General features: G+C 36.4%; 21 protein-coding genes. 20 read left to right on the top strand and 1 reads right to left on the bottom strand.

The window, feature by feature from the left end; all coding sequences use genetic code 11:
• Positions 1 to 20: 20 nt before the first annotated feature.
• From QME58_00190 to QME58_00150, 9 genes are all read left to right on the top strand, one after another.
• Positions 21 to 1,061: a PorV/PorQ family protein gene (locus QME58_00190; protein ID MDI6802253.1), complete on the top strand. Its 1,041-nt coding sequence runs from the start codon at positions 21 to 23 to the stop codon at positions 1,059 to 1,061.
• Between the two features lie 71 nt (positions 1,062 to 1,132).
• A complete protein-coding gene (locus tag QME58_00185; protein ID MDI6802252.1) occupies positions 1,133 to 2,005 on the top strand; it encodes an NHL repeat-containing protein in 873 nt (290 codons plus the stop codon).
• 24 nt (positions 2,006 to 2,029) lie between these two features.
• The gene (locus tag QME58_00180; protein ID MDI6802251.1) at positions 2,030 to 2,455 is read left to right on the top strand and encodes a single-stranded DNA-binding protein; all 426 of its coding nucleotides are present in this window, start codon (positions 2,030 to 2,032) and stop codon (positions 2,453 to 2,455) included.
• Positions 2,456 to 2,461: 6 nt separating this feature from the next.
• A complete protein-coding gene (locus tag QME58_00175; protein MDI6802250.1) occupies positions 2,462 to 3,727 on the top strand; it encodes a hemolysin family protein in 1,266 nt (421 codons plus the stop codon).
• Positions 3,728 to 3,779: 52 nt separating this feature from the next.
• On the top strand, positions 3,780 to 4,685 hold the full coding sequence (gene sppA / locus QME58_00170) for a signal peptide peptidase SppA (GenBank protein ID MDI6802249.1): 906 nt from the start codon (positions 3,780 to 3,782) through the stop codon (positions 4,683 to 4,685).
• Positions 4,686 to 4,711: 26 nt separating this feature from the next.
• The gene (locus QME58_00165; protein ID MDI6802248.1) at positions 4,712 to 5,029 is read left to right on the top strand and encodes an HU family DNA-binding protein; all 318 of its coding nucleotides are present in this window, start codon (positions 4,712 to 4,714) and stop codon (positions 5,027 to 5,029) included.
• Between the two features lie 12 nt (positions 5,030 to 5,041).
• Positions 5,042 to 5,647, top strand: a complete 606-nt coding sequence (locus QME58_00160) for a tetratricopeptide repeat protein (protein MDI6802247.1) — start codon at positions 5,042 to 5,044, stop codon at positions 5,645 to 5,647.
• Between the two features lie 209 nt (positions 5,648 to 5,856).
• A complete protein-coding gene (locus tag QME58_00155) occupies positions 5,857 to 7,353 on the top strand; it encodes a bifunctional UDP-sugar hydrolase/5'-nucleotidase (GenBank protein ID MDI6802246.1) in 1,497 nt (498 codons plus the stop codon).
• A gap of 36 nt (positions 7,354 to 7,389) precedes the next feature.
• Positions 7,390 to 8,106 carry a hypothetical protein gene (locus QME58_00150; protein MDI6802245.1) on the top strand — a complete coding sequence of 239 codons (717 nt, stop codon included), beginning with the start codon at positions 7,390 to 7,392 and terminating at the stop codon, positions 8,104 to 8,106.
• 71 nt (positions 8,107 to 8,177) lie between these two features.
• On the opposite strand, the gene QME58_00145 is transcribed toward QME58_00150, so the two are convergent.
• Entirely contained in the window at positions 8,178 to 9,284 is a 1,107-nt protein-coding gene (locus QME58_00145) for a hypothetical protein (GenBank protein MDI6802244.1), read from the bottom strand.
• 167 nt (positions 9,285 to 9,451) lie between these two features.
• On the opposite strand from QME58_00145, the gene QME58_00140 reads away from it, so the two are divergent.
• Genes QME58_00140 through QME58_00090 form a run of 11 tightly spaced genes read left to right on the top strand, consistent with a single transcriptional unit; the run spans position 9,452 to position 21,740 of the window.
• Entirely contained in the window at positions 9,452 to 9,835 is a 384-nt protein-coding gene (locus QME58_00140) for a YtxH domain-containing protein (protein ID MDI6802243.1), read from the top strand.
• 26 nt (positions 9,836 to 9,861) lie between these two features.
• Positions 9,862 to 10,248 (top strand): hypothetical protein, encoded by a 387-nt coding sequence (locus QME58_00135; protein MDI6802242.1) that lies wholly within the window; start codon positions 9,862 to 9,864, stop codon positions 10,246 to 10,248.
• A 58-nt stretch (positions 10,249 to 10,306) separates the two neighbouring features.
• Positions 10,307 to 12,403, top strand: a complete 2,097-nt coding sequence (locus QME58_00130) for an elongation factor G (GenBank protein ID MDI6802241.1) — start codon at positions 10,307 to 10,309, stop codon at positions 12,401 to 12,403.
• A gap of 8 nt (positions 12,404 to 12,411) precedes the next feature.
• The gene (locus tag QME58_00125) at positions 12,412 to 12,897 is read left to right on the top strand and encodes an HIT domain-containing protein (protein ID MDI6802240.1); all 486 of its coding nucleotides are present in this window, start codon (positions 12,412 to 12,414) and stop codon (positions 12,895 to 12,897) included.
• 15 nt (positions 12,898 to 12,912) lie between these two features.
• Entirely contained in the window at positions 12,913 to 14,460 is a 1,548-nt protein-coding gene (locus tag QME58_00120; GenBank protein MDI6802239.1) for a hypothetical protein, read from the top strand.
• 38 nt (positions 14,461 to 14,498) lie between these two features.
• Positions 14,499 to 16,172, top strand: a complete 1,674-nt coding sequence (locus tag QME58_00115) for an amidohydrolase (protein MDI6802238.1) — start codon at positions 14,499 to 14,501, stop codon at positions 16,170 to 16,172.
• Between the two features lie 28 nt (positions 16,173 to 16,200).
• On the top strand, positions 16,201 to 18,723 hold the full coding sequence (leuS, locus tag QME58_00110) for a leucine--tRNA ligase (GenBank protein MDI6802237.1): 2,523 nt from the start codon (positions 16,201 to 16,203) through the stop codon (positions 18,721 to 18,723).
• A complete protein-coding gene (locus QME58_00105; protein ID MDI6802236.1) occupies positions 18,724 to 19,536 on the top strand; it encodes a glycosyltransferase in 813 nt (270 codons plus the stop codon).
• Entirely contained in the window at positions 19,530 to 20,699 is a 1,170-nt protein-coding gene (locus QME58_00100) for an O-antigen ligase family protein (GenBank protein MDI6802235.1), read from the top strand. The genes QME58_00105 and QME58_00100 overlap by 7 nt, the downstream gene beginning before the upstream one ends.
• Positions 20,692 to 21,474 carry a glycosyltransferase family 2 protein gene (locus QME58_00095; GenBank protein ID MDI6802234.1) on the top strand — a complete coding sequence of 261 codons (783 nt, stop codon included), beginning with the start codon at positions 20,692 to 20,694 and terminating at the stop codon, positions 21,472 to 21,474. The genes QME58_00100 and QME58_00095 overlap by 8 nt, the downstream gene beginning before the upstream one ends.
• Complete coding sequence (locus QME58_00090) at positions 21,471 to 21,740, top strand: DUF1844 domain-containing protein (GenBank protein ID MDI6802233.1); 270 nt, start codon at positions 21,471 to 21,473, stop codon at positions 21,738 to 21,740. The genes QME58_00095 and QME58_00090 overlap by 4 nt, the downstream gene beginning before the upstream one ends.
• Positions 21,741 to 21,764: the final 24 nt, after the last annotated feature.

The following is a 21,764-nucleotide window of genomic DNA, read 5'->3' as shown; positions in this document are numbered from 1 at the left end:
AAAGTATAAGGAAAAAAGTCATGAAAAGATTGAAATTATTAAACATAATATTAGTTGTAGCTCTTTTTATAACATTCACAATCGATAGTTTTGCTGGTTCACCAAATCGGCGTGGAACTGCAGGAGCTACCGAATTACTAATTCCTGTAGGGTCAACCGGTGTAGGTATGAGTGGATCGATCTTAGCCACTGCCCAGGGGTTAGATGCAATACACTGGAATCCGGCTGGTTTATCGAGAAGCAATCTCAGTGCTCAGGTTATGTTCTCGAATTTATCATACATTGCAGATATCGGCGTTAATTATTTAGCGGTTGCTGCAAATATGGAAGATTTAGGTCATCTCGGTGTTAGTTTAAAAACTCTCTCTTTTGGAAAAATCGAAGAAACTACAATTGATAGACCCGAAGGAACTGGTATTACTTACTCTCCAACATTTATAACAATCGGTTTAACTTATTCTCGGAGAATGACCGATAGAATTCATTTTGGAACAAATATCAAGATGGTTCATGAATCCATTACCCGTGTATCCGCTACAGCCTTTGCATTCGATCTTGGATTACAATACAAAGCTGGTGAAACAGGATTTAATTTCGGCGTGGCACTCAAAAACTTGGGGTCAGAAATTAGTTTTGATGGTTCAGATTTTGACAGATTTGTCGATGACCCAAATCAGACTCCCGGATATCCGACTCAACCAATGCGACTTAGAACTGCCGGATTCGGTATGCCTACAACGTTAGAATTAGGTCTTGCATACAAATATCCACTAATGACAGAACACTTAGTAGAGATGAGCACTACTTTTATAAACAATAACTATTCAAATGATGAGTATCGCTTTGGTGTTGAATATGCTTATAATAATTTATTTTTTATAAGAGGTGGCTATGCTTATGCTCAAGGTGTTCCCTCAGAATTTGAAAATATTTTTGGACCTACTTTTGGTGCCGGTGTTCGATATACTGTCGGTGGAATTGAAATGTCTGTAGATTACGCATATCGTTCCACTTCTTTCTTTTCCGGTAATCAATGGTTTTCTGTGATGATAGGATTTTAACATAGTATCTTAAGGTAGTAGGGTTGTTCTTTTCGGAGAACAACCCTTTTATATTTTGCATATATAGAGAAATGATATTCTATTCTATTTTATTATCTATCTGGTATCCATTTTCGTACATCCAGGATTCTAGTTATTCATATTTTCAAATAGATTCATTGGTTTCTGAATCGTCAGTATTTTCTTTGGATTACGAAGGTAATACTTATATACTTGATCAAGAAAACCATAAACTTTTGAAATTTAATTCACAAAATCAATTTCAAAAAGAAATAGGAGGGATTGGTTGGGGCCAGTTAAATTTCGATACACCTGTGGCAATTGATGCTTCTTATGGGTTGAATATATTTGTTTCGGATTATTACAATAATCGCATCCAGAGATTTAATCGCAACTTAGAATTTATCAGTTCATTATCCGGCGAGTCTTTTCAATCCACTAATATTCGCTTTGTGCGGCCTTCTATTTTAGCTGTCGATAGGTTTTCAAATCTATATTTTTACGATTCTGAAAATAAAAATATTATGAAAATTAACTTCGACGGGCTTCAGGTTAAAGACGTAAGGATAATCGGGGATTATCGGCTAGCTCCTCATCCCATTCAACTTGCTTTAGCGAGAGAAGACAATTTATTTGTTTTAGAGACCAATAAAATATCAATTTATGATAGTTGGGGTACACTATTACGGGCACTTCAATTAGAAGTACCCCAATCAGCACGTGCATTTTGTTTATCCGAGAAAGAAATTTATATTGTTACTGACACCGAGTTGGTAATAATTAATCAATTGGGCGAACAATTGAACAAAATTAATATCGAGGAATATTTTCAATTGCCATCAGCTAATCGAATTGCCGATGTGAAAATATTTCAAGATCATCTACATTTATTAACTAATAAAATGATATTGGTCTGTCCGACAAATTTATTCTTAACTAAATAACATTAACAAATTGAGAGAAATTCTATGGCATCAAAAAGTTTAAATAAAGTAATGCTCATCGGAAATCTTGGAAAAGATCCAGAACTTCGATACACAGCAAACGGAACTGCTGTTGCTTCATTTTCCATTGCTACAACAGACAGCTGGAAAAATACTGAAGGGGCAGTGCAGGAAAGAACCGAATGGCATAATATAATAGCGTGGAATAAATTAGCTGAAGTTTGTGGTGAATGGCTAAAAAAAGGACAAAAGGTATATATCGAAGGAAATATACGAACACGCAATTATGATGATAAAGATGGAAAAAAGAAATATGTTACTGAAATTTATGCCGATAACTTAATTATGCTTGGCGGTGGAAAGGGGGCCTCAACCTCCTCGGGTGAACCGAAGGAAGAGGGCGTGACGCCGCCTCTATCAAGTCAGCAAGATGATGATCTGCCATTCTGATAATATTTGTTTCTTGAAATTTTAACATACGGCATTCTATTCTTTCTGCTGATTATCGCATCCTCTTTTTTTTCGGGGAGCGAGGTAGCTTTATTTTCTTTAAAAAATAAAGATATCGTAAATATCGCTCCCCAGAATTTTATAAATCGTCGCCTTATATATTTACTAAAAAACCCTTCGCAGTTGCTTATCACAATTTTGATTTGTAATACTTTAGTGAATGTTTCTGCTGCAGTGGTGGCAGCAATCTTAACACTCCAAATAATACAACACTTCCAATCCGATAAAATAATTGCGCTTCTGATTGAAATTGTTTTTGTAACGCTTGTTATCTTAATTTTCGGAGAAATAACTCCTAAAGTAATTGCCAGAAAATATACACTACAGTATGCTAGGTTTGCGGCAGTCCCAATTTCCTTATTTACTTTTTTCCTCTCCCCCTTTTCAAAAATCTTTGAATATCTGATGCAACATATTAAATCATTTCTAAATTATCAAAAAAAAGATCGGGTGATAACTGAAGATGACTTGAAACAACTAACTGAGATTGTGAATCAACAAGGTGAAATCGATGAACCCATAAAACAATTATTTCACCGAATCGGTGAGCTATCTTTTCTTAATGCAAAAGATATATTAGTACCGAGAATGAATGTCGTTTCTATAGATATTCACACCACTCTTAATAAACTAAAAGAGGTAATCCGGATTGCAAACAGCTTATACATCCCAGTGTATAAATCCAGCAAAGATGATATAGTGGGAGTTATCTATTCAAAAGATATATTAAAAGTTGAACGAACTATACCCGAATTCGATACGGAGTATATACTCCCGCTGGTGCGTAAGCCACTTTATATCCCGGAAACAAAAAATGTAATCGAGTTACTGAAAGAATTTCAAACCACAAAAATTAATGTGGCAATCGTAGTTGATGAACATGGGGGAACTGTCGGGATGGTTACATTACAAGAAATACTAAATTGCATTTCGGGAGATTCACTAATCACCACAGAATCTAAACTAATTAAAATTATTGATAGTAAAACTTATCTCGTTGAAGGAACGGCTCTAATGAGAGACGTTGAAAAGAGATTAAACATAAAGATTATTGAAGAAAATGCTGAATATACGACGGTTGGAGGATTAGTACTTCATCTTGCGGGTAAGGTCCCAAAACGTAATGATAAATTGGAATATATGGGTATTGTGTTTCAAGTTGACGAAGTTAAACACAATAGGATACGGAAAATAAAACTTACAGTTGTTTGACTTTCATTCATAGATTTCGTATAATTATATGTAAAATCAATAGGTTATAGGAATGAAAAAATCTTCAAAATGGTTTTTCGGTATTATTGCCGCGTTGTTAATTATAAGTGCCGGAATATTTATTTTGATTTCTTCTTTTTTCGTTGAACAAGAAGAAGATATTGAATATGTTTCCGGCAAAGGCGAAAAAATTGCACTTATAGAATTAAAAGGTGTAATTGTTGAATCAGAAAAAATTGTAAAACAATTTAAGAAGTATCGAAAAGATAAATCAATCAAAGCTGTATTATTCAGAGTTGATTCGCCTGGTGGTGGTGTTGTTGCCAGTCATGAAATCTACAACGAAGTAAAACAGACACGTGAATCGGGTAAACCGGTTGTTGTGTCGATGGGCTCGGTTGCTGCAAGCGGTGGATATTATGTCGCTTGTGGTGCAAGCTTAATCGTAGCAAATCCCGGGACATTGACAGGAAGCATCGGCGTTATTTCACAATTTCTCAGAATGGATCCGTTGTTTCAAAAACTTGGAATAGAAATGAATACGGTTAAGTCGGGGAAGTACAAGGATTCAGGTAATCCTTTCCGTGAAATGACAAAAGAAGATAAACAATATTTTCAAAATCTGATGGACGATGTGCATTCACAATTTATTGATATAGTCGGCAGCGAACGAAAGTTGGATAGAAATAAAGCAATCGAGTATGCTGATGGTCGGGTTTTCACCGGTAAGGCGGCATTAGAAATGAAACTTGTTGATACACTCGGGACTTATGAAGACGCACTGAAAATTGCAGCAGAATTAGCCGGTATAAAAGGCGAACCGGCAGTAGTAAAAGAAGTTAAAAGAAAAACATTTGTTGGTCGTTTTTTGGGTGAAACAAAACTTGGCGATTTCTTTAATCTAAAAGATGAAATTTTTAAACACCCAATTTTACAATATAAATTAATTAACCCCTAAGTAACATTAACTTATGGAGGATACAATTGACTAAAGCAGATATTGTTGATGTAATTGCTTCTGCGACCGGACTAACAAAGGTCGAAACTGAAGCTGTAGTAGATGGATTTATATCCACAGTAATTAACGCCTTGAAAGAAGGCAAAAATATTGAAATTCGCGGCTTCGGAAGTTTTAAAGTGAAGAAGCGAAAAGGAAGAATGGCACGCAATCCTCGAACAGGTGCACAGGTTCAGGTCGACGAACATTTTGTTCCACTTTTTAAAGTTTCAAAAGAATTGAAAACAAATGTGAATGAAAATTTAAAGAGAACACAACCTAATTGGGGTCGTACCGAACCTTAAAAGTAGTAATCAATGAAAAATTCAAAACATTTATTTGCGATAGCAGCAATAATAGCATCGGTTGCATTAATCGTATATCTTATGCGTCAACCTGCTACACCTGAAAATACTGCTGAACATGAAGGGCACGTTCATAACGATGATGAACAGCATTCGCACGACGTTGCACAGATGGAAAGTATGAAGGCTGAAATTGTCCGACTTGAAAAAGCAATCAAAGAGAATCCATCAGACATCGAATCATTGTTGAATCTGGCACATTTGTATCAAGATAGCGGTAACCTTCTAAAATCTATCGAAACTTACACTAAATATTTAGATCAAAACTCGAAAAATGCTGATGCCCGTATCGATCTCGGCGTAAGCTATTACCAGATGGCTTATGAGGATACATTAAAACAGAAAGAGTATTTCGAAACTGCAATAAGCACAATGGAAGAAGCCCTAAAATATTCTCCCAAACATGTTTTGGGACATTTTAATTTGGGCATCGTAAATTGGCAGAATGGAAATTCTGTAAAAGCCGCTTTTTGGTTCAACAAATGTATAGCCCTTGATTCTACATCTTCGGTCGCTCAAAAAGCAAAACAAATTTTACAACAACATTTAATTAATTAAAACTATAATTTAAAGGAACAATACATGCCCTGTGGTAAAAAAAGAAAGCGTCATAAGATGTCGACTCACAAACGGAAAAAACGTTTGCGAAAGAATCGACATAAGAAGAAGATTCGTTAACACAGATCTATATTAAATATGACTAATTCGTGAAAACCAATCTGGATTATAGATTGGTTTTTCTATATCTAAAAATACTGGTTAATAAAATGTATAAAATCAAAATTTATTTATTTATGCTATCGTTATTGATGGCTATATTTTTCTATTCTTCTTGTTCGCAACCAAAAGCTTTAACAATTCTTCATACGAACGATATTCATTCAAACTTCCTTCCACATGAAGCCGCTTGGATCCGAGACAATCCGAAACCCCAAATCGGCGGTTTCAAGGAATTATATTTCGTTGCCGACAGTATCAAAAAAATAAAAAATGTATTGATGTTGGATGCCGGTGATGTGATGACTGGAAACCCCATTACTGAGTACAAATACAAAGGTGCATTAGGCGGTGCACTTTTCGAAATGATGAACATGATAGGATACGAAGTTTGGTGCCCGGGTAATCATGATTTTGATATTTCACAGGACAACTTTGTTAAGTTAACTAAAATTGCAAAGTTTCCGACAGTATCGGCAAACTTGGTAAATAACGAGGGGAAGAATCATCTGAATAATTTACCTTACATCATAGTTGATAAAGGCGGTATTAAAATCGGAATTATCGGAATCATATCGCAGGACTTATACGGATTAGTCAACCAAAACAATTTGGTTGGCATTCGTGTTCTTTCGCCCATCGAAACGTTGCAAAAATATATAAACGAAATTGATCCGAAAACAGATTTGATTATTGCATTAACTCACCAAGGAGTGTTCGACGATTCAGTTTTAGCGATCAATGTTCGTGGATTGGATATAATAATAGGCGCGCATTCGCACACCCGCTTAACTAAACCCAAATTAATAAACGATGTAATAATTGCACAAGCCGGTGGCAACGGTGAAAATTTAGGCGAGTTGGAATTATTTATTGAAAAAGACAAAGTAGCAAGTTTCAACGGCAAATTAATACCACTCTGGTTTCGTGCTGATAGACCCAAGAATCAGCTTTCGAGTCTGGTCGATTCGATGGAAACGACGATAGAAAAAGATTACAGCGAAATTATTGGAATATTAAAATCAGATTGGAAGCGGGGCAGTGGCGAAAGCGGCATCGGGAATTTCATCGTTGATGCACAGCGGATTGCAGCAAAAACTGATATTGCATTTATGAATAACCACGGCATTAGAAGAGATTTACCCGCAGGGCAGATGAGCAAAAAAGATTTATTCGAAGTGCTTCCTTTTTATAATATATTAACAACTTTCCAACTTAGCGGACAGCAAATAAAATCGATAGTAAAATATTACATCAAAGAAAAATCGCCCATCCAATTTTCAGGCATCAAATGCCAATGGACAAAAAAAGAAGGCGATATCGAATTTCTAAAATTAGATATTCAAGGAAAACCAATAGAAGATGATCGAAACTACAGTGCTGCTGCCAGTGATTACTTCATAGGTGAAGCAAAACGCTACCTCGGTCTAGAAATTAATAACGCAATTCAATTGAATATGAAAGTTTTTGATGAAGTTCGAAAAGTAGTCCTCAATACAAAAGAAATAGATTCCAAAATCGAAAATAGAATTGAAGAAATTAAGTAAAAATAAAAATACAATGATGAAAGGCAAAATATAATTATGAAAAAAAATAATTTTCCAATTGTGATAATTATAGGCAGACCAGCTGCCGGTAAGTCGGAAGTTATAGACTATCTGAAACACAGTAATGCGAATGAACGTTTGGATCGTTTACATATTGCTAACTTTGAAGAGTTAGATGATTTTGTTTATGTTTGGGAAACCTTTGAAGTCGATGATATTCTGACAAAGCATGGGAAGCCGAGATTATGGACTGATGAAAAATATTGGTTCAAAGAACACTTTATTTGGAATTTATATATTGAGCGGATCAATTTAGAATACCGGAAAAAATTAGCCCGCGATGTGAATTATCATGACAACATGACTACATTAATAGAATTTGCCCGCGGTGGTGAAAACGGAATCTACGAAGCATTAAGTTATTTAGATGAAAATATATTGAAGAACGCCGTGTTGGTTTATATTAAGGTTTCTTACGAAGAATCAGTTCGAAAGAACCAACGTAGAGCGCGGAAAGGTCTTGAACATTCGATTTTGCACCATTCATTACCGGACGAAAAAATGGAATTTTATTACAAGGTGAACGATTGGGAGAAGTTGGAAGCAAATGACCCGGACTACATTGAAGTAAAAGGAGTCAAGGTTCCTTACGCAGTGTTTCAGAATGAACCCGAAAAAACTCTCGATCCTAAATTAATCGGAGCCGAGTTAGAACGAGCTACTTCGAAGTTGTGGAATATTAAGAACAAATAAGAAGAATTATCTTTTAAAATAAAAAACCGCTAAGACATTAACACCTTAGCGGTTTTTTTATACCCTTTATGTTATATCACATGTTCAGCTTTCAATTCAGCAGTCCGCCTCTTCTCGGCGATTGTTAAGAAAACCACTGCAACGAGTATAAAACCTAACGATATCCAATCGGAGTTTTTCGGGAATTTACCTCCAAAAATGTAGTAGAAAACTAAAGTTGCTCCAGTCCCTGCAATTAACGAAGTTAAACGGTTTACTAAACCGGCGAAAGTGGCGGTTCGACCTTTGAACATAAATAAAAATACTGAAAAGAAAGCAACTACACCAAACACTGTTCCTGCAATAATTTCCCATCCCCAAAGATAAGTTGGTTGCGTCAGTGCTTCTTGGAAAAGTTTAACCTGATAAGACTCAGGCTCGCTGATGTTAAACAGTATAAATCCGACAATCAACACCGTGATCCCGGCTGAAATTTGCTCGATAGCAAAAAAGCCCTTGTTGTCCTGAGGTACTCCTTTGCCCCTCGTGTTTTTATAATAATTCATTATATAAAGCCGAATTGAATAAGCCACTAAATAGCTTCCTAAAATTATCATAGCTGGAGTATAGGTAATAAAATCAAAACTTGAATTCCCACGATCGTAAAATAAATGAACACTCACAGCTAATATTGCAAATAAAACTGCAATTTCTTCCTGAATGTAAACCTTCCTTTTCAAAATTTTCTGTTTAATCTGTATGGCATCTACTAATCGAGAAATTACAATTATACTGCCACGCATTATAACCATTGCCACCATTATTGATATGGGTAGTGTGAACATTAAGGTGGTAGTCGGTATTATTACTGCTGTCATTATTCCCGATGGTACGATGTATAAAAATTCGACCGGGAATTTCACACCTGCTGCTTGAATTGAATAATTAGATTTTAGTTTGTACCATCGAAAGACTAACACAATAAATAGGCAAATTAAATTACCACCCATCGTACTGTAAACTAAGAATTCCATATTCATTCTGACTTGCATCGCTTTAAATGTAGCAGGGTCACTCATCTGTTGTACCAGGTAGTCGGTAAAATATTTAACAGTCGTGCCAAAGATTAAATAAAAGAAAAAATACCCCAGACAAAGCTGAATTAGTCTTCCGGTTGTGCCATCAGTTGTTTTCCACATAATTAAAAGTAGTATTATTAATAATTTTTGTTAATTATATTACATATTTTGCTAAAAAACAAATTATTTGTTCACTTCAGTTTAAGTTATTCTTGCTTTTTAGGTATTAACTTCGTAATTTCCTACACAATTAACAACACCTTAAACTAATAATAAAAGGAGATGTTATGGCAACTGAAGACAACAAAATGGCAAAAGGTTTTTTAATGGGTTTTTTAGCCGGTAGTGTTATCGGAGCAATCGTCGCTCTGCTTTATGCCCCCAAACCGGGCAAAGAACTCAGACAAGATATTAAACAAAAAGCTACCGATTTGAAACAGGATGCTGAAGAGTATCTGAAAATTGCAAAAGAAAAAGCATTGTTTTTAATTAAAGAGGGAAAGAAACAATCGGAAGCTATAATCACCGACGCAAAGAAAAAAGCTGAAGAGATTTTAGGCGATGCCGAAAAAATTGTGTCTCAAGTTCGTGAAAAAGCTACCGATGAAGGGAAGCGAATTAAAGAAGCAGTGCACGCAGGTGTAGAAACATATAAAAAAGAACGTTCATAATAAAGAACACTTAAGGAGAAATTGATGTGGAAACCTTATTAACCTTTGTTCAAATAATTGCTCTTTTATGCGTATCAATATTATCTATTTATTTGATATTTGCGATAAAAAAAATCATTTCTTCCTTTTGCAATATCGAAAAGGATATCAACCTTATCACCTCAAAAGCCACTCCTGTATTTGAAAACTTATCTAAAACAGCCCAAAGGATAGATCAAGTGACCGAAAACATCGAGAAGCAGATTGATGGAGTAATCTATTCAATCAATTCTATTAAAAAAATTGCCGACGATGTAGTTGCCTTTGAACAAAAAATTCAAAGAAGAATAGAAGAACCAGTTCTTGATGCCGTTTCTTTCTTTGGCGCTATTGTAAAAGGAGTCCGGGCTTTTATCGAACGTTTAAAAAATTAAGCTGATTATCACTAAAAATAATTTAAATCATTTTTTCAATAGGAGAATATAAAGCGTTATGAAGGAGTTTACCTCGGAACACATTCGAAATATTTCCTTAATCGGGCATGGACATACCGGTAAGACCTCGTTTTCGGAAGCATTACTTTATACATCAGGTGCTACTAACCGAATTGGCAAAGTGGAAGATGCAAATACAATTTCAGATTTCCAACCTGACGAAATCGAACGAAAAATTTCAATCAGCACAGCGATGCTGCATTGCGAATGGAAGAATAACAAAATAAATATTTTAGATACACCCGGTTATTCGGATTTTACCGGAGAAGTAAAATGTGCTCTTTCTGTAACTGATACTGCGTTAATATTTTTGAAAGCATTTGAAGGTGTTGAGGTAGGTACTGAATTAGTATGGGAATACACAAAAGAATACAAGAACGCTGCCGTATTTTTAATTAATAAACTGGATAACGAAAATGCAGATTTCGAAAAAACTGTAAACGCAGCAAAAGAAAGATTCGGTAACGATGTTATGCCAATCCAATTTCCCGTTCGGCAGGGGTTGGGCTTCGAAGAAATTGTTGATGTTCTTAGAATGAAAGTTCTTAAATATAATCGCGACGGAAAGGGAAAATATACTGAATCGGATGTCCCTTCTGAATTGTTATCTAAAGCTCAAGAATTGCGTACTCAATTAATCGAAAAAATTGCCGAATCGGATGAAACGCTTATAACTAATTTTTTCGATAACGGTACATTAACTGAATCCGAAATCGTTACGGGTTTAAAGTCAGCTATTCGACTGCGGAAAATTTTCCCGATCTTGTGTTCAGCGGGGACGCATTTAATCGGAATCGCATCAAGCTTGGATTTTATAGTTGACTACTGCCCCAATCCAGTCGATATGGGTTCTAAAGTAGCGGTAGTTTCAGGGACTTCAAATACACAAGATCTAAAATGTGATTCGAGCGGAACTCCGGTAATGTTTATTTTTAAAACTTTAGCTGAATCGCATTTAGGGGAGATGTCTTTCTTTAAGGCTTATTCGGGCTCAATATATTCCGGACTCGATCTTATCAATCAAACAAATGGTAAATCTGAAAGGCTGAGTCAGATTTATATTTTAAACGGTAGAGAACGGAAGGAGACGGGAAAATTATTCGCCGGCGATATTGGAACTGCGGTGAAGCTAAAAGACACTCACACTAACAACACATTAAGCAGTAAATCGGCACCCATAACGATTCCTGCCATTGTATTTCCTGAACCTGTAATAAGCATGGCGATAGTTTCGAAGGCGAAGGGTGATGAAGATAAAGTTGCGAACGGATTGCATACATTGCATGCTGAAGATTTAACTTTTATTGTTAAAGTTGATCCCGAATTGCGGCAAACAGTTGTAAGCGGACAAGGAGAGTTACATTTAACCATTATAGCACAAAGATTAAAAGCCCGTTTTGGTGTTGATGTGGACTTGGTTGAACCGAAACTTCCTTATCGTGAAACTATTAAAGGTGTATGTAAGGAAATGGAATACAAGCACAAAAAACAGAGCGGTGGACGTGGACAATTTGGGCATGTATTTCTTAAAATTGAACCTAAACCAAGAGGCGAAGGTTTCGAATTTGTAGATGCAATCGTCGGCGGAGTAGTTCCAGGACGTTTCATACCGGCTGTTGAAAAAGGTGTCGTAGAAGCAATGGTGGGTGGCGTAGTAGCCGGATGCAAAGTTATTGACGTGAAAGTTACTCTGTTCTACGGTTCGGCGCACTCGGTAGATTCTGATGAACATTCATTTAAAATTGCAGGACGGATGGGTTTCAAAAAAGGTTTCAAAGAAGCTAAACCAATTTTGTTAGAGCCAATTTATGAAATCGAAGTAACTGTTCCCGAAGATTATATGGGCGACGTAATGGGCGATATTTCGAGCCGCAGAGGAAAAATTCTTGGTATGGAGGCTCTTTCACATAATCAAGTTATAAAAGCACTTGTACCATTGAAGGAACTTTTCAGATATTCAACAACTCTCCGATCGATGACTCAAGGTCGGGGTATCCATAAACAAAAATTTTCGTTCTATGAAGAAGTGCCACGAGAAATTATGGATAAAATAATTGCTGATTACGAAAAGAGTAAAACCGAAGAAGAGGAATAATATTTTTTATGCAAAGGATGTATTCTCCGTGGCGGTCAAAATACGTTGCATCGTTTTCAGAGCAATCGAGTGGAGAATGCATCCTCTGCAAAGCATTTCAAGAGAATGACGACGATAAAAATTTGATTGTAACACGTGGCATCCATTGTTATGTAATTATGAATTTGTATCCATACAACAGCGGTCATTTGATGGTTGTACCTTTCAGACACATCGGAAATTTGGATTCTTTCTCGAATGAAGAATCATTGGAAATTTTCGACCTCTTAAAACGGATGACGGCTTCGCTAACCGAGATTATGACGCCTGATAGTTTTAATATCGGCTCTAATGTGGGCAGGAGCGCAGGGGCGGGGATCGATGATCATATTCATTTTCACATAGTTCCACGCTGGAACGGTGACACGAATTTTATGCCCGTATTGGCAGATACAAAGCTTATCTCAGAAGATATGAATGAGACTTTATTGAGATTGCGAAAAACAATCCGATAAATTGAATTTGAACCAATGGATACCAATCAGATTTTATCGAATTTATCCTTCGGAAAAGTTGATGCCGAGTCCGACGATAAATTAGCTAACTGCTTTATCGGGACTGATTTATTCAAACAGACTTTACAGCCACGCCATACATTGCTATTAGGTGGTAAAGGCTCGGGTAAAAGCGCTTTTTTCCGTCTGCTCTCGCAAGACATTTACCGGCTGACTCCACTGCTCCATAATTCTTTCACGGAAATATATAGCATCCCCGCATACGGCTTGCACAGCGACGAGTATATTAGTTACTCTGAAATTCAAGAAATCAATCCCCAAACAATCGACGACTTTAAATATTTTTGGCAACTGTATTTTGGTTTGAAAACTGCCGGTCATATCGCTACATGCCCGAGAATGCGGTCGCGAGTTAATTCAAGTAAATCCGATTCTCTTAAATCTAATTACAACACAATTATAAGTCTCCTCTCTGAAATTGGTTTATATCGGCACGACGATTACATCGGTCGTATGAATAGAAAAATAAAAGATTTACTTTTTCTGCATCAAACAAACTTTTCAACCACTACAGCAGAAAAAGGGAGGATTCTAACTAAAACATACAAAGGCAAAACTGCCTTAAATATAGTTTCCTTACTCGATTTGGTTGATAAAGTTCTAAAAGAAACAAAATGCCTCGCATGGATTTTAGCCGACCAAATAGATCTGTTATATTTAGATAATCTTGAACGAAGAGAAAAGGCAATAACTGCTCTAATTCAGTTATTAATCGTATATAGCAACAGATTTTCGAATATAAATCTTAAAGTATTTTTACGGACTGATATTTTTAAAGAACTACAAATTGTAAATAAATCACATCTCGTTTCACTTACTGTTGAATTGAAGTGGGCTGATAATTTGCTCATAAAATTATTAGTCGCCCGCGCTGTCCATGATCGCGTAGTCAGAGCATACTGTGAAAAAATATTGAATGAAAATTTAGATGTCGTCAAAGTTATTTCAGCCAATGATGAGCTGATGGAAAAAGTATTTCATTTGATATTTAATTTAAATATAAATGGGCATAAATGGATAATGAAACGCATGATAGATGGTTTAGGCATGTTGTATCCGCGGGAATTTATTCACTTAGGCAATCAAGCAGTCATAAAACAAAGAGAAATTAACAAATTACTTTCAACTCACACCAACGATGGAGTATCTGAGCAAATATCTCAGAATATATTGAGTGTTAAAGCGATCAAAGAAGCTTTTTCAGAAGTATCGAAATATAGATGCGATACTTTCCTCTATGCAGAATTTCCCCACCTAAAGAATCATTTCAATCAATTCAAAGGACTTACTAAAATCTTAATAAGTAGGGAAGAACTCTACACAATGTTTAACGGCTTAACACCTTCGGGAGCTAACGCAGTTCGTGCGATTTATGAAACAGGTTTGCTCCAACCCATCGGCAATAAAAATGTAGATGCATGTTTGAAGTTTACTATTCCCCCCTTATATAAAAGCGGATTGGGTATCGTTTCCAGAAGGAAAAAATCCGTTAGCATTTCTTGACTAATCTTTTTATATTAAGTCAAAATCTTTTTGGAATTATGAAATCTAAAATTGCATTAATCTTGCTATTTTGTATTGCACTTTTTCTTGTAATATATACGATATTTTTTATGGAGAAAAAAGCTGACCTCTTATTAATCAATGGTATCATTTATACTCTCGACGACAACAACCCTCTTGCCGAGGCAATTGCAATTAAAGAAGGGTACATAATTGCTGTAAGAAACTCAAGCGAATTAAAAGACCTGTATAATGCTGAAAAAATAATCGATTTAAAAGGAAGTGTAGTTATTCCGGGACTTACTGATGCACACGCACACATGTTCGGTTTTGGGCAAATGCTTAATTCGTTGATGCTTGCCGGAATAACATCGGAAAACGAAATTGCCGGGAAGGTAGCAGAAAAGTCGAAAACCATTTCCGCCGGTGAGTGGATTTACGGCAGAGGGTGGGATCAAACTCTTTGGAGCGAAAAAAAATTCCCGACCAAAGATTTATTAGATTCAGCCGCTCCCGATAATCCTGTAATTTTAGGGCGAATTGATGGACATGCGATTTGGGTAAATTCAAAAACGCTTGAAATGGCAGGGATAACATCGGCTACAATTGACCCTCTTGGTGGAAAAATAATTCGTGATAATTCCGGTAAACCCACCGGTGTATTAATAGACAAAGCAACCGAGTTAGTCGAAAAAATGGTTCCTCCTCCGACTGATGCTGATGTTGAACAATCTATTTTACTTGCTGCTGAAGAATGTTTAAAAGCAGGTTTAACCGAAGTGCACGATATGGGTTTGAACTCGCAAACGATTCGAGTGTACAAAAAATTAGCGGACGAGCAGAAACTCCTTATCCGAATTTACGGTGCAATAGATGCACCAAGCCAAACCTGGAACGAATTCAGTGAACGAGGACCATTGCTGAATTATGGCAACGGTATGTTAACAATCCGGGCTGTTAAAATGTACGCTGACGGAGCTCTCGGTTCACGAGGCGCCGCTCTAGTTGAAAATTATTCTGACGATCCGGGAAACCGTGGACTTACTTTACTCGATGATTCTACAATGGAAGCAGTAACTCGTCAAGCCATCAAAAAGAATTTTCAGGTTTGTACACATGCTATCGGCGACAGAGCCAACCATTTTGTATTAAATATGTACGAGAAAGTACTTGGGACTGAGAATAAAAAAGATTTACGTTTTCGAATTGAACACGCTCAGGTTATATTACCTGAAGATATTTCACGATTCAGCAAGTTAAATGTTTTACCGAGTATGCAACCAATTCACTCAACATCAGATATGGATTGGGCAGAGGCACGGTTAAACTCTGGACGGGTTAAAGGAGCTTATGCCTGGAAATCTCTGATAAAATCCGGTTCTTTCATACCGGCTGGTTCAGATTTCCCGAACGACATTATGCAACCTCTCTGGGGATTTTATGCTGCAGTAACAAGAATGGATCAAGACGGAAAACCAGAAGGAGGGTGGCATGCCGAAGAATGTATGTCGCGGGAAGAAGCGTTGAAGTCATATACAACATGGGCTGCGTATGCTGCGTTTAAAGAAAAGGAGAAAGGTACAATCGAAGTGGGTAAGTGTGCCGACTTAACAATTATCTCGCAAGATATTATGACTATTCCTGCAAGTGAAATTCTGAATACGGATATCGTTATGACGATGATAGGTGGAAAAGTTGTTTATTCAAGGTAAAAAATTTTTTAACAAAATTAATTAGAATATGAGTTATCCTTTTGATAAAATAGAAAAGAAGTGGCAACAATATTGGGACGATAATAACATTTTTAAAGTTGTAGAAAGTTCCGATAAGCCAAAATATTATATTCTCGACATGTTTCCGTATCCTTCCGGAGCCGGTTTACATGTTGGGCATCCCGAAGGTTATACGGCAACGGATATCATCTCGCGTTACAAGCGGATGAACGGATTTAATGTACTCCATCCGATGGGCTGGGATGCTTTCGGATTACCGGCGGAAAGATACGCTATGCAAACCGGTATCCATCCGAGTATCACTACACAACAGAATATTTCTACATTCAAACGGCAGATCAAAATGTTGGGTTTATCCTACGATTGGTCGCGCGAGGTTAATACAACGGATCCAGAATATTACAAGTGGACGCAATGGATATTTTTGAAAATATATAATTCGTGGTTCGATAAAAAAGTAGGCAAAGCACGCCCGATTTCTGAACTTCCGATACCCGACGGACTGAACGAGAAAGATAAGTACGATTTTATATCAAAACACCGGCTCGCTTACCTTGCTGAAATGCCGGTGAATTGGTGCTCTGAATTAGGAACTGTGTTAGCTAATGAGGAAGTTGACGAATGGGTCGAAAAAGGATACAAAGTCGAACGTAAAATGATGCGTCAGTGGATGCTGCGTATTACAACCTACGCCGACCGTCTCGAAGCCGACTTGGAAGAACTTGATTGGCCCCAAAGTATTAAAGAGATGCAGCGGAACTGGATAGGAAAATCGGAAGGGTCTGAAATCGAATTTAAAATCAAGGACACTCAGGAAACGATTCGCGTTTTTACAACTCGTCCCGATACACTCTTTGGAGCTACTTATATGGTATTAGCTCCCGAACATAAATTAGTCGAAAAAATTACTACAGCAGAATATTTCGAGGATGTTGAAGAATATAGGAATCAAGCAGCATTAAAAAGTGAAATCGAACGCACAGCCTTAGAAAAAAATAAAACCGGAGTATTTACAGGCGGTTACGCCGTCAACCCGGCTACAAAAAAAGAAATTCAAATCTGGATTGCCGATTATGTTTTGATTTCCTACGGAACGGGTGCGATAATGGCTGTGCCCGGTCATGATCAGCGCGACCACGATTTTGCTAAAACTTATCATCTGCCGATTGTGGAAGTTGTTTCAGGAGGTGATTATACAATAGCAGCATACGAGGGGGAAGGGATGGCGATAAATTCTTCGAACGATGAAATTTCGATTGACAATCTTCCTACAAAGCAGGCGAAAGATAAAATTATTCATTGGTTAGAAGAAAAGAAAATTGGGAAGCGTAAAATAAATTACAAATTGCGTGATTGGTTATTTTCACGTCAGCGATACTGGGGCGAACCCTTCCCGTTAGTTTATGATGACGACGGAACGGCGATTGCGCTTTCAGAAACTGAATTACCGATTATATTACCTGATGTCGAGTCGTACAAACCGAGTGGTACGGGGGAATCACCTTTGGCAACAATCGAAAAATGGTTAAACTATACAGATCCTAAAACCGATAAAAAATATCGTCGGGAAACTCACACAATGCCTCAATGGGCTGGTTCTTGTTGGTACTACCTCCGTTATTTAGATACGCAGAATAATAATGAATTCTGTTCTTCAGAAAAACAAAAATATTGGATGCCTGTTGATTTATATGTTGGTGGCGCCGAGCATGCTGTTCTTCATTTGCTATACTCACGATTCTGGCATAAAACACTTTTCGATTTGGGTTATGTTTCAACCAAGGAGCCGTTCCAACGTCTTGTGAATCAGGGCTTAATTTTAGGCGAAGACGGTCAAAAAATGTCGAAATCAATGGGAAATGTTGTTAATCCTGATGATGTTGTAAATGAATATGGTGCCGATGCTTTACGCTTATTCGAGATGTTTATGGGACCACTCGAAGATACTAAGCCATGGTCAACAAAAGGTGTTGATGGTGTTTTCCGTTTCTTGAATCGTGTTTGGAGGATGTTCGTTGATGAAGATGGAAAAATAAACTCATCGATTCAAGATGTTCCGTTGACTGTTGACCAAGAACGAATTATGCATCAAACAATTAAGAAGGTAACTTCGGATATTGAGACGATGAATTTTAATACGGCAATTTCGCAGATGATGATTTTCGTGAACGAATTTTTAAATTTAGATGTAAAACCACTCGCTGCTCTGAAGCCGTTCGTCTTGTTGCTTTCACCATTTGCTCCACATATCGCAGAAGAAATTTGGGAAAAACTTGGGTCGATAAAATCATTGGCATACGAGGCTTGGCATAAATTCGATGAATCTAAAACCCGTGTGGATACAATTGAAATGGTTGTTCAAGTAAGCGGAAAAATCAGAGCGAAACTGCCACTGTCTCTCGACTCAGTTGAAGAAGAAGTAAAAATATTAGCATTCGAGAATGAATCGGTTAAAAAGCATCTTGAAGGTAAAACAGTCGTGAAAACAATTTTTGTAAAGAATAAACTGTTTAATATTGTAGTTAAGTAAATGGCGATTGGTGCTTCATTAATTATCTCGGTTTATTCTAAAGTACGGTTTCTTAATTTAGTTTTAGCCGGAGTTACCCGTCAAACTTATAAAAAATTTGAAATAATTATTGCAGATGATGGTTCTGGGGAAGAGATGCGGCAATATATAAATCAAAGCAGGCAAGCGTTGCCTTATGAAATTAAACATATCTGGCACGAAGATAATGGATTCCGCAAAAATAAAATATTAAACAAAGCGATTAAAGCTTCTGCTTCAGATTATTTAATTTTCATCGATGGCGATTGCATCCCTCATAAAAATTTTATTGAGTCGCATATCGAAGAAAAGGAGCCTAACTCAGTTCTTTGCGGAAGTCGCGTTATGCTTAGTAATAGTTTTTCAGACGCATTATCATTGAATGATGTTCAAAATGGGAAAGTAGAAAAATTTAGTTTGCAATTAGTGATTGATGCACTCAGGGGGAAAGCATCGAGATTAGAAGATGGAATCCGCAACAGATTATTACTGAAGATACAACAGCGAAAACAGGCAAGAATTTTGGGCTCCAATTTTTCTATTGAGAAATCAATGTTAGAAGAGATTAATGGTTTTGATGAGAGATACGAAGGGCCAGGATTAGGAGAGGATAGTGATGTTGAATTTAGATTGAATTTGCTTGGAGTTAAATTTAAATCTGTACGGAATTATGCAATTATATATCACTTATACCATCAAAAAACGATGGAATTAACGGATAATTGGAAAATTTATAACGATACAAAACAGAGAAATTCTCCTGTATGTTTAAACGGGTTAGAAAATAAATGCTAACGCAAGAATTAAATTTATCTTTAGATAAAATAATTTTGTGGGGAATATTATTATTTCTTGCCTCATTAATCTTGTCGATTGCAATCCTACAAATTGTTTCTTTGCTGCTAATTGTTTTATGGTTAATCAAACTTGTAAAAAATAAAAATTATAAAATCGAAACAACACCGCTCGATATTCCAGTCTTACTCTTCATCGCTTCGAGGTTATCGGGAATACTGTTTTCGATAAACCACGAAGTGAGTACACCGGCCCTGTGGACAGAAATAATTTTTTATTTCTTATTCTTTTTCTTCACAAACAACATCAACATCAAAGATGATTTAAAAAATCACATAATGATAAAAGTGTTTGTGGTTGCTGGAGTGGCAGCTTCAATTATAGGAATAGCAAAATACGGTTATGGTCTTGAAAGTCGTGCTTCGTCAACAACGTCAGGTTATTATACTTTTGGGATGTATCTGGCGGTACTGATCGGAATAATGTTAGCTTTAAACCAACAGAAGGAAATATTTCAGAGGTATTGGTTTTTTATTATCTCAATTACGTTAGCAATAATTGCTCTGATGTTTACTTTTAACCGCATACATTGGCTGGCGGCGGTGGTTCTTATTTTGGTATATGGTATTTTCAAAAACCGCCGTATATTAATAGCGGCTATTTCTGCGGCTGGATTAATGCTGATAATATTTCCGAGCGTTTTGCAGCGAGCATCCACACTTCTGAATCCATTATCGCACACAAGTGAACGAGTAACACTATGGCAAGGAGCTATTAAGATTTGGGATGAGAGAATATTCTTCGGTTTCGGGCTTGATACTTTTACATTAATATTTCCCTTCAAAAATGAATTAATTGATAAAGGAATCAGTAATTGGCACAACGATTTTTTGCAGATGTATATGGAATGCGGAGTTGTAGGTTTAATAATTTTTATTTACCTTGCAGTTGTTATATTTTCTTCGATTATAAAAATCCTAAAAGCCAAACATATAAATAATAATCTGAAAAATATCACATGGGGTATATTATTGGCAATGGTTGCTTTTTATGTATCGACTATTGCTGGCGGTTTTCTATCGAATCCTGTTATCTCGTTGCTGTATATATTTTTACTCTCCGTTTTGGCATTGGTCAGCAAGTATAGGTTATCGAATGGATAATAAATCAAAAATATCAGTGTGCGTAATATCGTTCAATGAAGAAAGAAATATCGAGGATTGCTTAAAATCTGTTTCATGGGCTGATGAAATTATAATGGTCGATTCGTTTAGCACAGATAGAACTATCGAATTAGCGAAACAATACACGTCCAAAATATTTGTGCGAAAGTGGGAAGGCTACTCAGAAGCAAAAAATTTTGCTGTACAGAATGCCTCGAACAATTGGATATTATCAATAGATGCGGATGAGCGGGTTACACCGGAACTTAAAAATGAAATCATATCGGTAATTAATGATAGCAGCAAACGATACACAGGATATAAAGTTGCCCGGCAAGCATATTTTTTAGGCAAATGGATAAAACATAGTGGCTGGTATCCGGGGTATGTAATACGGCTTTTTCGGAAAGATTCCGGTACTTTCAGCAACTCACGGGTTCACGAAAGATTTGAACTTGTTGGTGAAACCGGAACTTTAAACAACCCCCTGCTTCATTTTACGGACGATAATCTGTTACATTATTTTAACAAGTTTAATAAATATACCTCGCTTGCTGCTGACGATTTAGAAGAAAAGGGAACACCCTTTCGAATTTGGTATTTATTTATTAAACCTATTTATACTTTCTTCAAAATGTTTATTTTAAAACGGGGCTTTTTAGATGGCTTACACGGTTTCGTTTTGTCCGTTCTCTCGTCAGCTTACGTTTTTACGAAATATGCAAAATTATGGGAAATCAAATTATCGAAAACCAATAAAAAGGATTTATTATGAGTCAACCTGAAAAAAACGAAATATTGTTAACACACGTAGTTCTAATGTTTCAAACAGCAGCCCTTCAGCAGATGAGAAAATTGAAAAATCCTATAACTGATAAAGTAGAAAAAAACCTGGAAATGGCACAAACATCGATTGATATTTTAGATATGTTATTCCAAAAAATGAAAAATAATCTTACAGAAAACGAGAGCCGGATGTTTGTTGAAGTATTAAAAGAATTAAAATTAAATTATGTGGACGAAGTCGCTAAAGTACAATAAGTCAACTGATAAAATAAAGGATCA

The organism is Bacteroidota bacterium (assembly GCA_030017895.1).
GTDB lineage: Bacteria > Bacteroidota > Ignavibacteria > UBA10030 > BY39 > JASEGV01.
This window is presented reverse-complemented; position numbering and strand designations above follow the sequence as displayed.

Excerpts from the sequence above, each read along its gene's own strand:
- QME58_00120 (MDI6802239.1), top strand. The coding sequence starts at position 12,913 with ATGGATACCAATCAGATTTTATCGAATTTATCCTTCGGAAAAGTTGAT.
- QME58_00190 (MDI6802253.1), top strand. The coding sequence starts at position 21 with ATGAAAAGATTGAAATTATTAAACATAATATTAGTTGTAGCTCTTTTT.
- QME58_00140 (MDI6802243.1), top strand. The coding sequence starts at position 9,452 with ATGGCAACTGAAGACAACAAAATGGCAAAAGGTTTTTTAATGGGTTTT.
- QME58_00185 (MDI6802252.1), top strand. The coding sequence starts at position 1,133 with ATGATATTCTATTCTATTTTATTATCTATCTGGTATCCATTTTCGTAC.
- QME58_00100 (MDI6802235.1), top strand. The coding sequence starts at position 19,530 with ATGCTAACGCAAGAATTAAATTTATCTTTAGATAAAATAATTTTGTGG.
- QME58_00180 (MDI6802251.1), top strand. The coding sequence starts at position 2,030 with ATGGCATCAAAAAGTTTAAATAAAGTAATGCTCATCGGAAATCTTGGA.
- QME58_00145 (MDI6802244.1), bottom strand. The coding sequence starts at position 9,284 with ATGTGGAAAACAACTGATGGCACAACCGGAAGACTAATTCAGCTTTGT.
- QME58_00095 (MDI6802234.1), top strand. The coding sequence starts at position 20,692 with ATGGATAATAAATCAAAAATATCAGTGTGCGTAATATCGTTCAATGAA.
- QME58_00130 (MDI6802241.1), top strand. The coding sequence starts at position 10,307 with ATGAAGGAGTTTACCTCGGAACACATTCGAAATATTTCCTTAATCGGG.
- QME58_00160 (MDI6802247.1), top strand. The coding sequence starts at position 5,042 with ATGAAAAATTCAAAACATTTATTTGCGATAGCAGCAATAATAGCATCG.
- QME58_00105 (MDI6802236.1), top strand. The coding sequence starts at position 18,724 with ATGGCGATTGGTGCTTCATTAATTATCTCGGTTTATTCTAAAGTACGG.
- QME58_00115 (MDI6802238.1), top strand. The coding sequence starts at position 14,499 with ATGAAATCTAAAATTGCATTAATCTTGCTATTTTGTATTGCACTTTTT.
- QME58_00125 (MDI6802240.1), top strand. The coding sequence starts at position 12,412 with ATGCAAAGGATGTATTCTCCGTGGCGGTCAAAATACGTTGCATCGTTT.
- QME58_00150 (MDI6802245.1), top strand. The coding sequence starts at position 7,390 with ATGAAAAAAAATAATTTTCCAATTGTGATAATTATAGGCAGACCAGCT.
- sppA (MDI6802249.1), top strand. The coding sequence starts at position 3,780 with ATGAAAAAATCTTCAAAATGGTTTTTCGGTATTATTGCCGCGTTGTTA.
- leuS (MDI6802237.1), top strand. The coding sequence starts at position 16,201 with ATGAGTTATCCTTTTGATAAAATAGAAAAGAAGTGGCAACAATATTGG.
- QME58_00090 (MDI6802233.1), top strand. The coding sequence starts at position 21,471 with ATGAGTCAACCTGAAAAAAACGAAATATTGTTAACACACGTAGTTCTA.
- QME58_00155 (MDI6802246.1), top strand. The coding sequence starts at position 5,857 with ATGTATAAAATCAAAATTTATTTATTTATGCTATCGTTATTGATGGCT.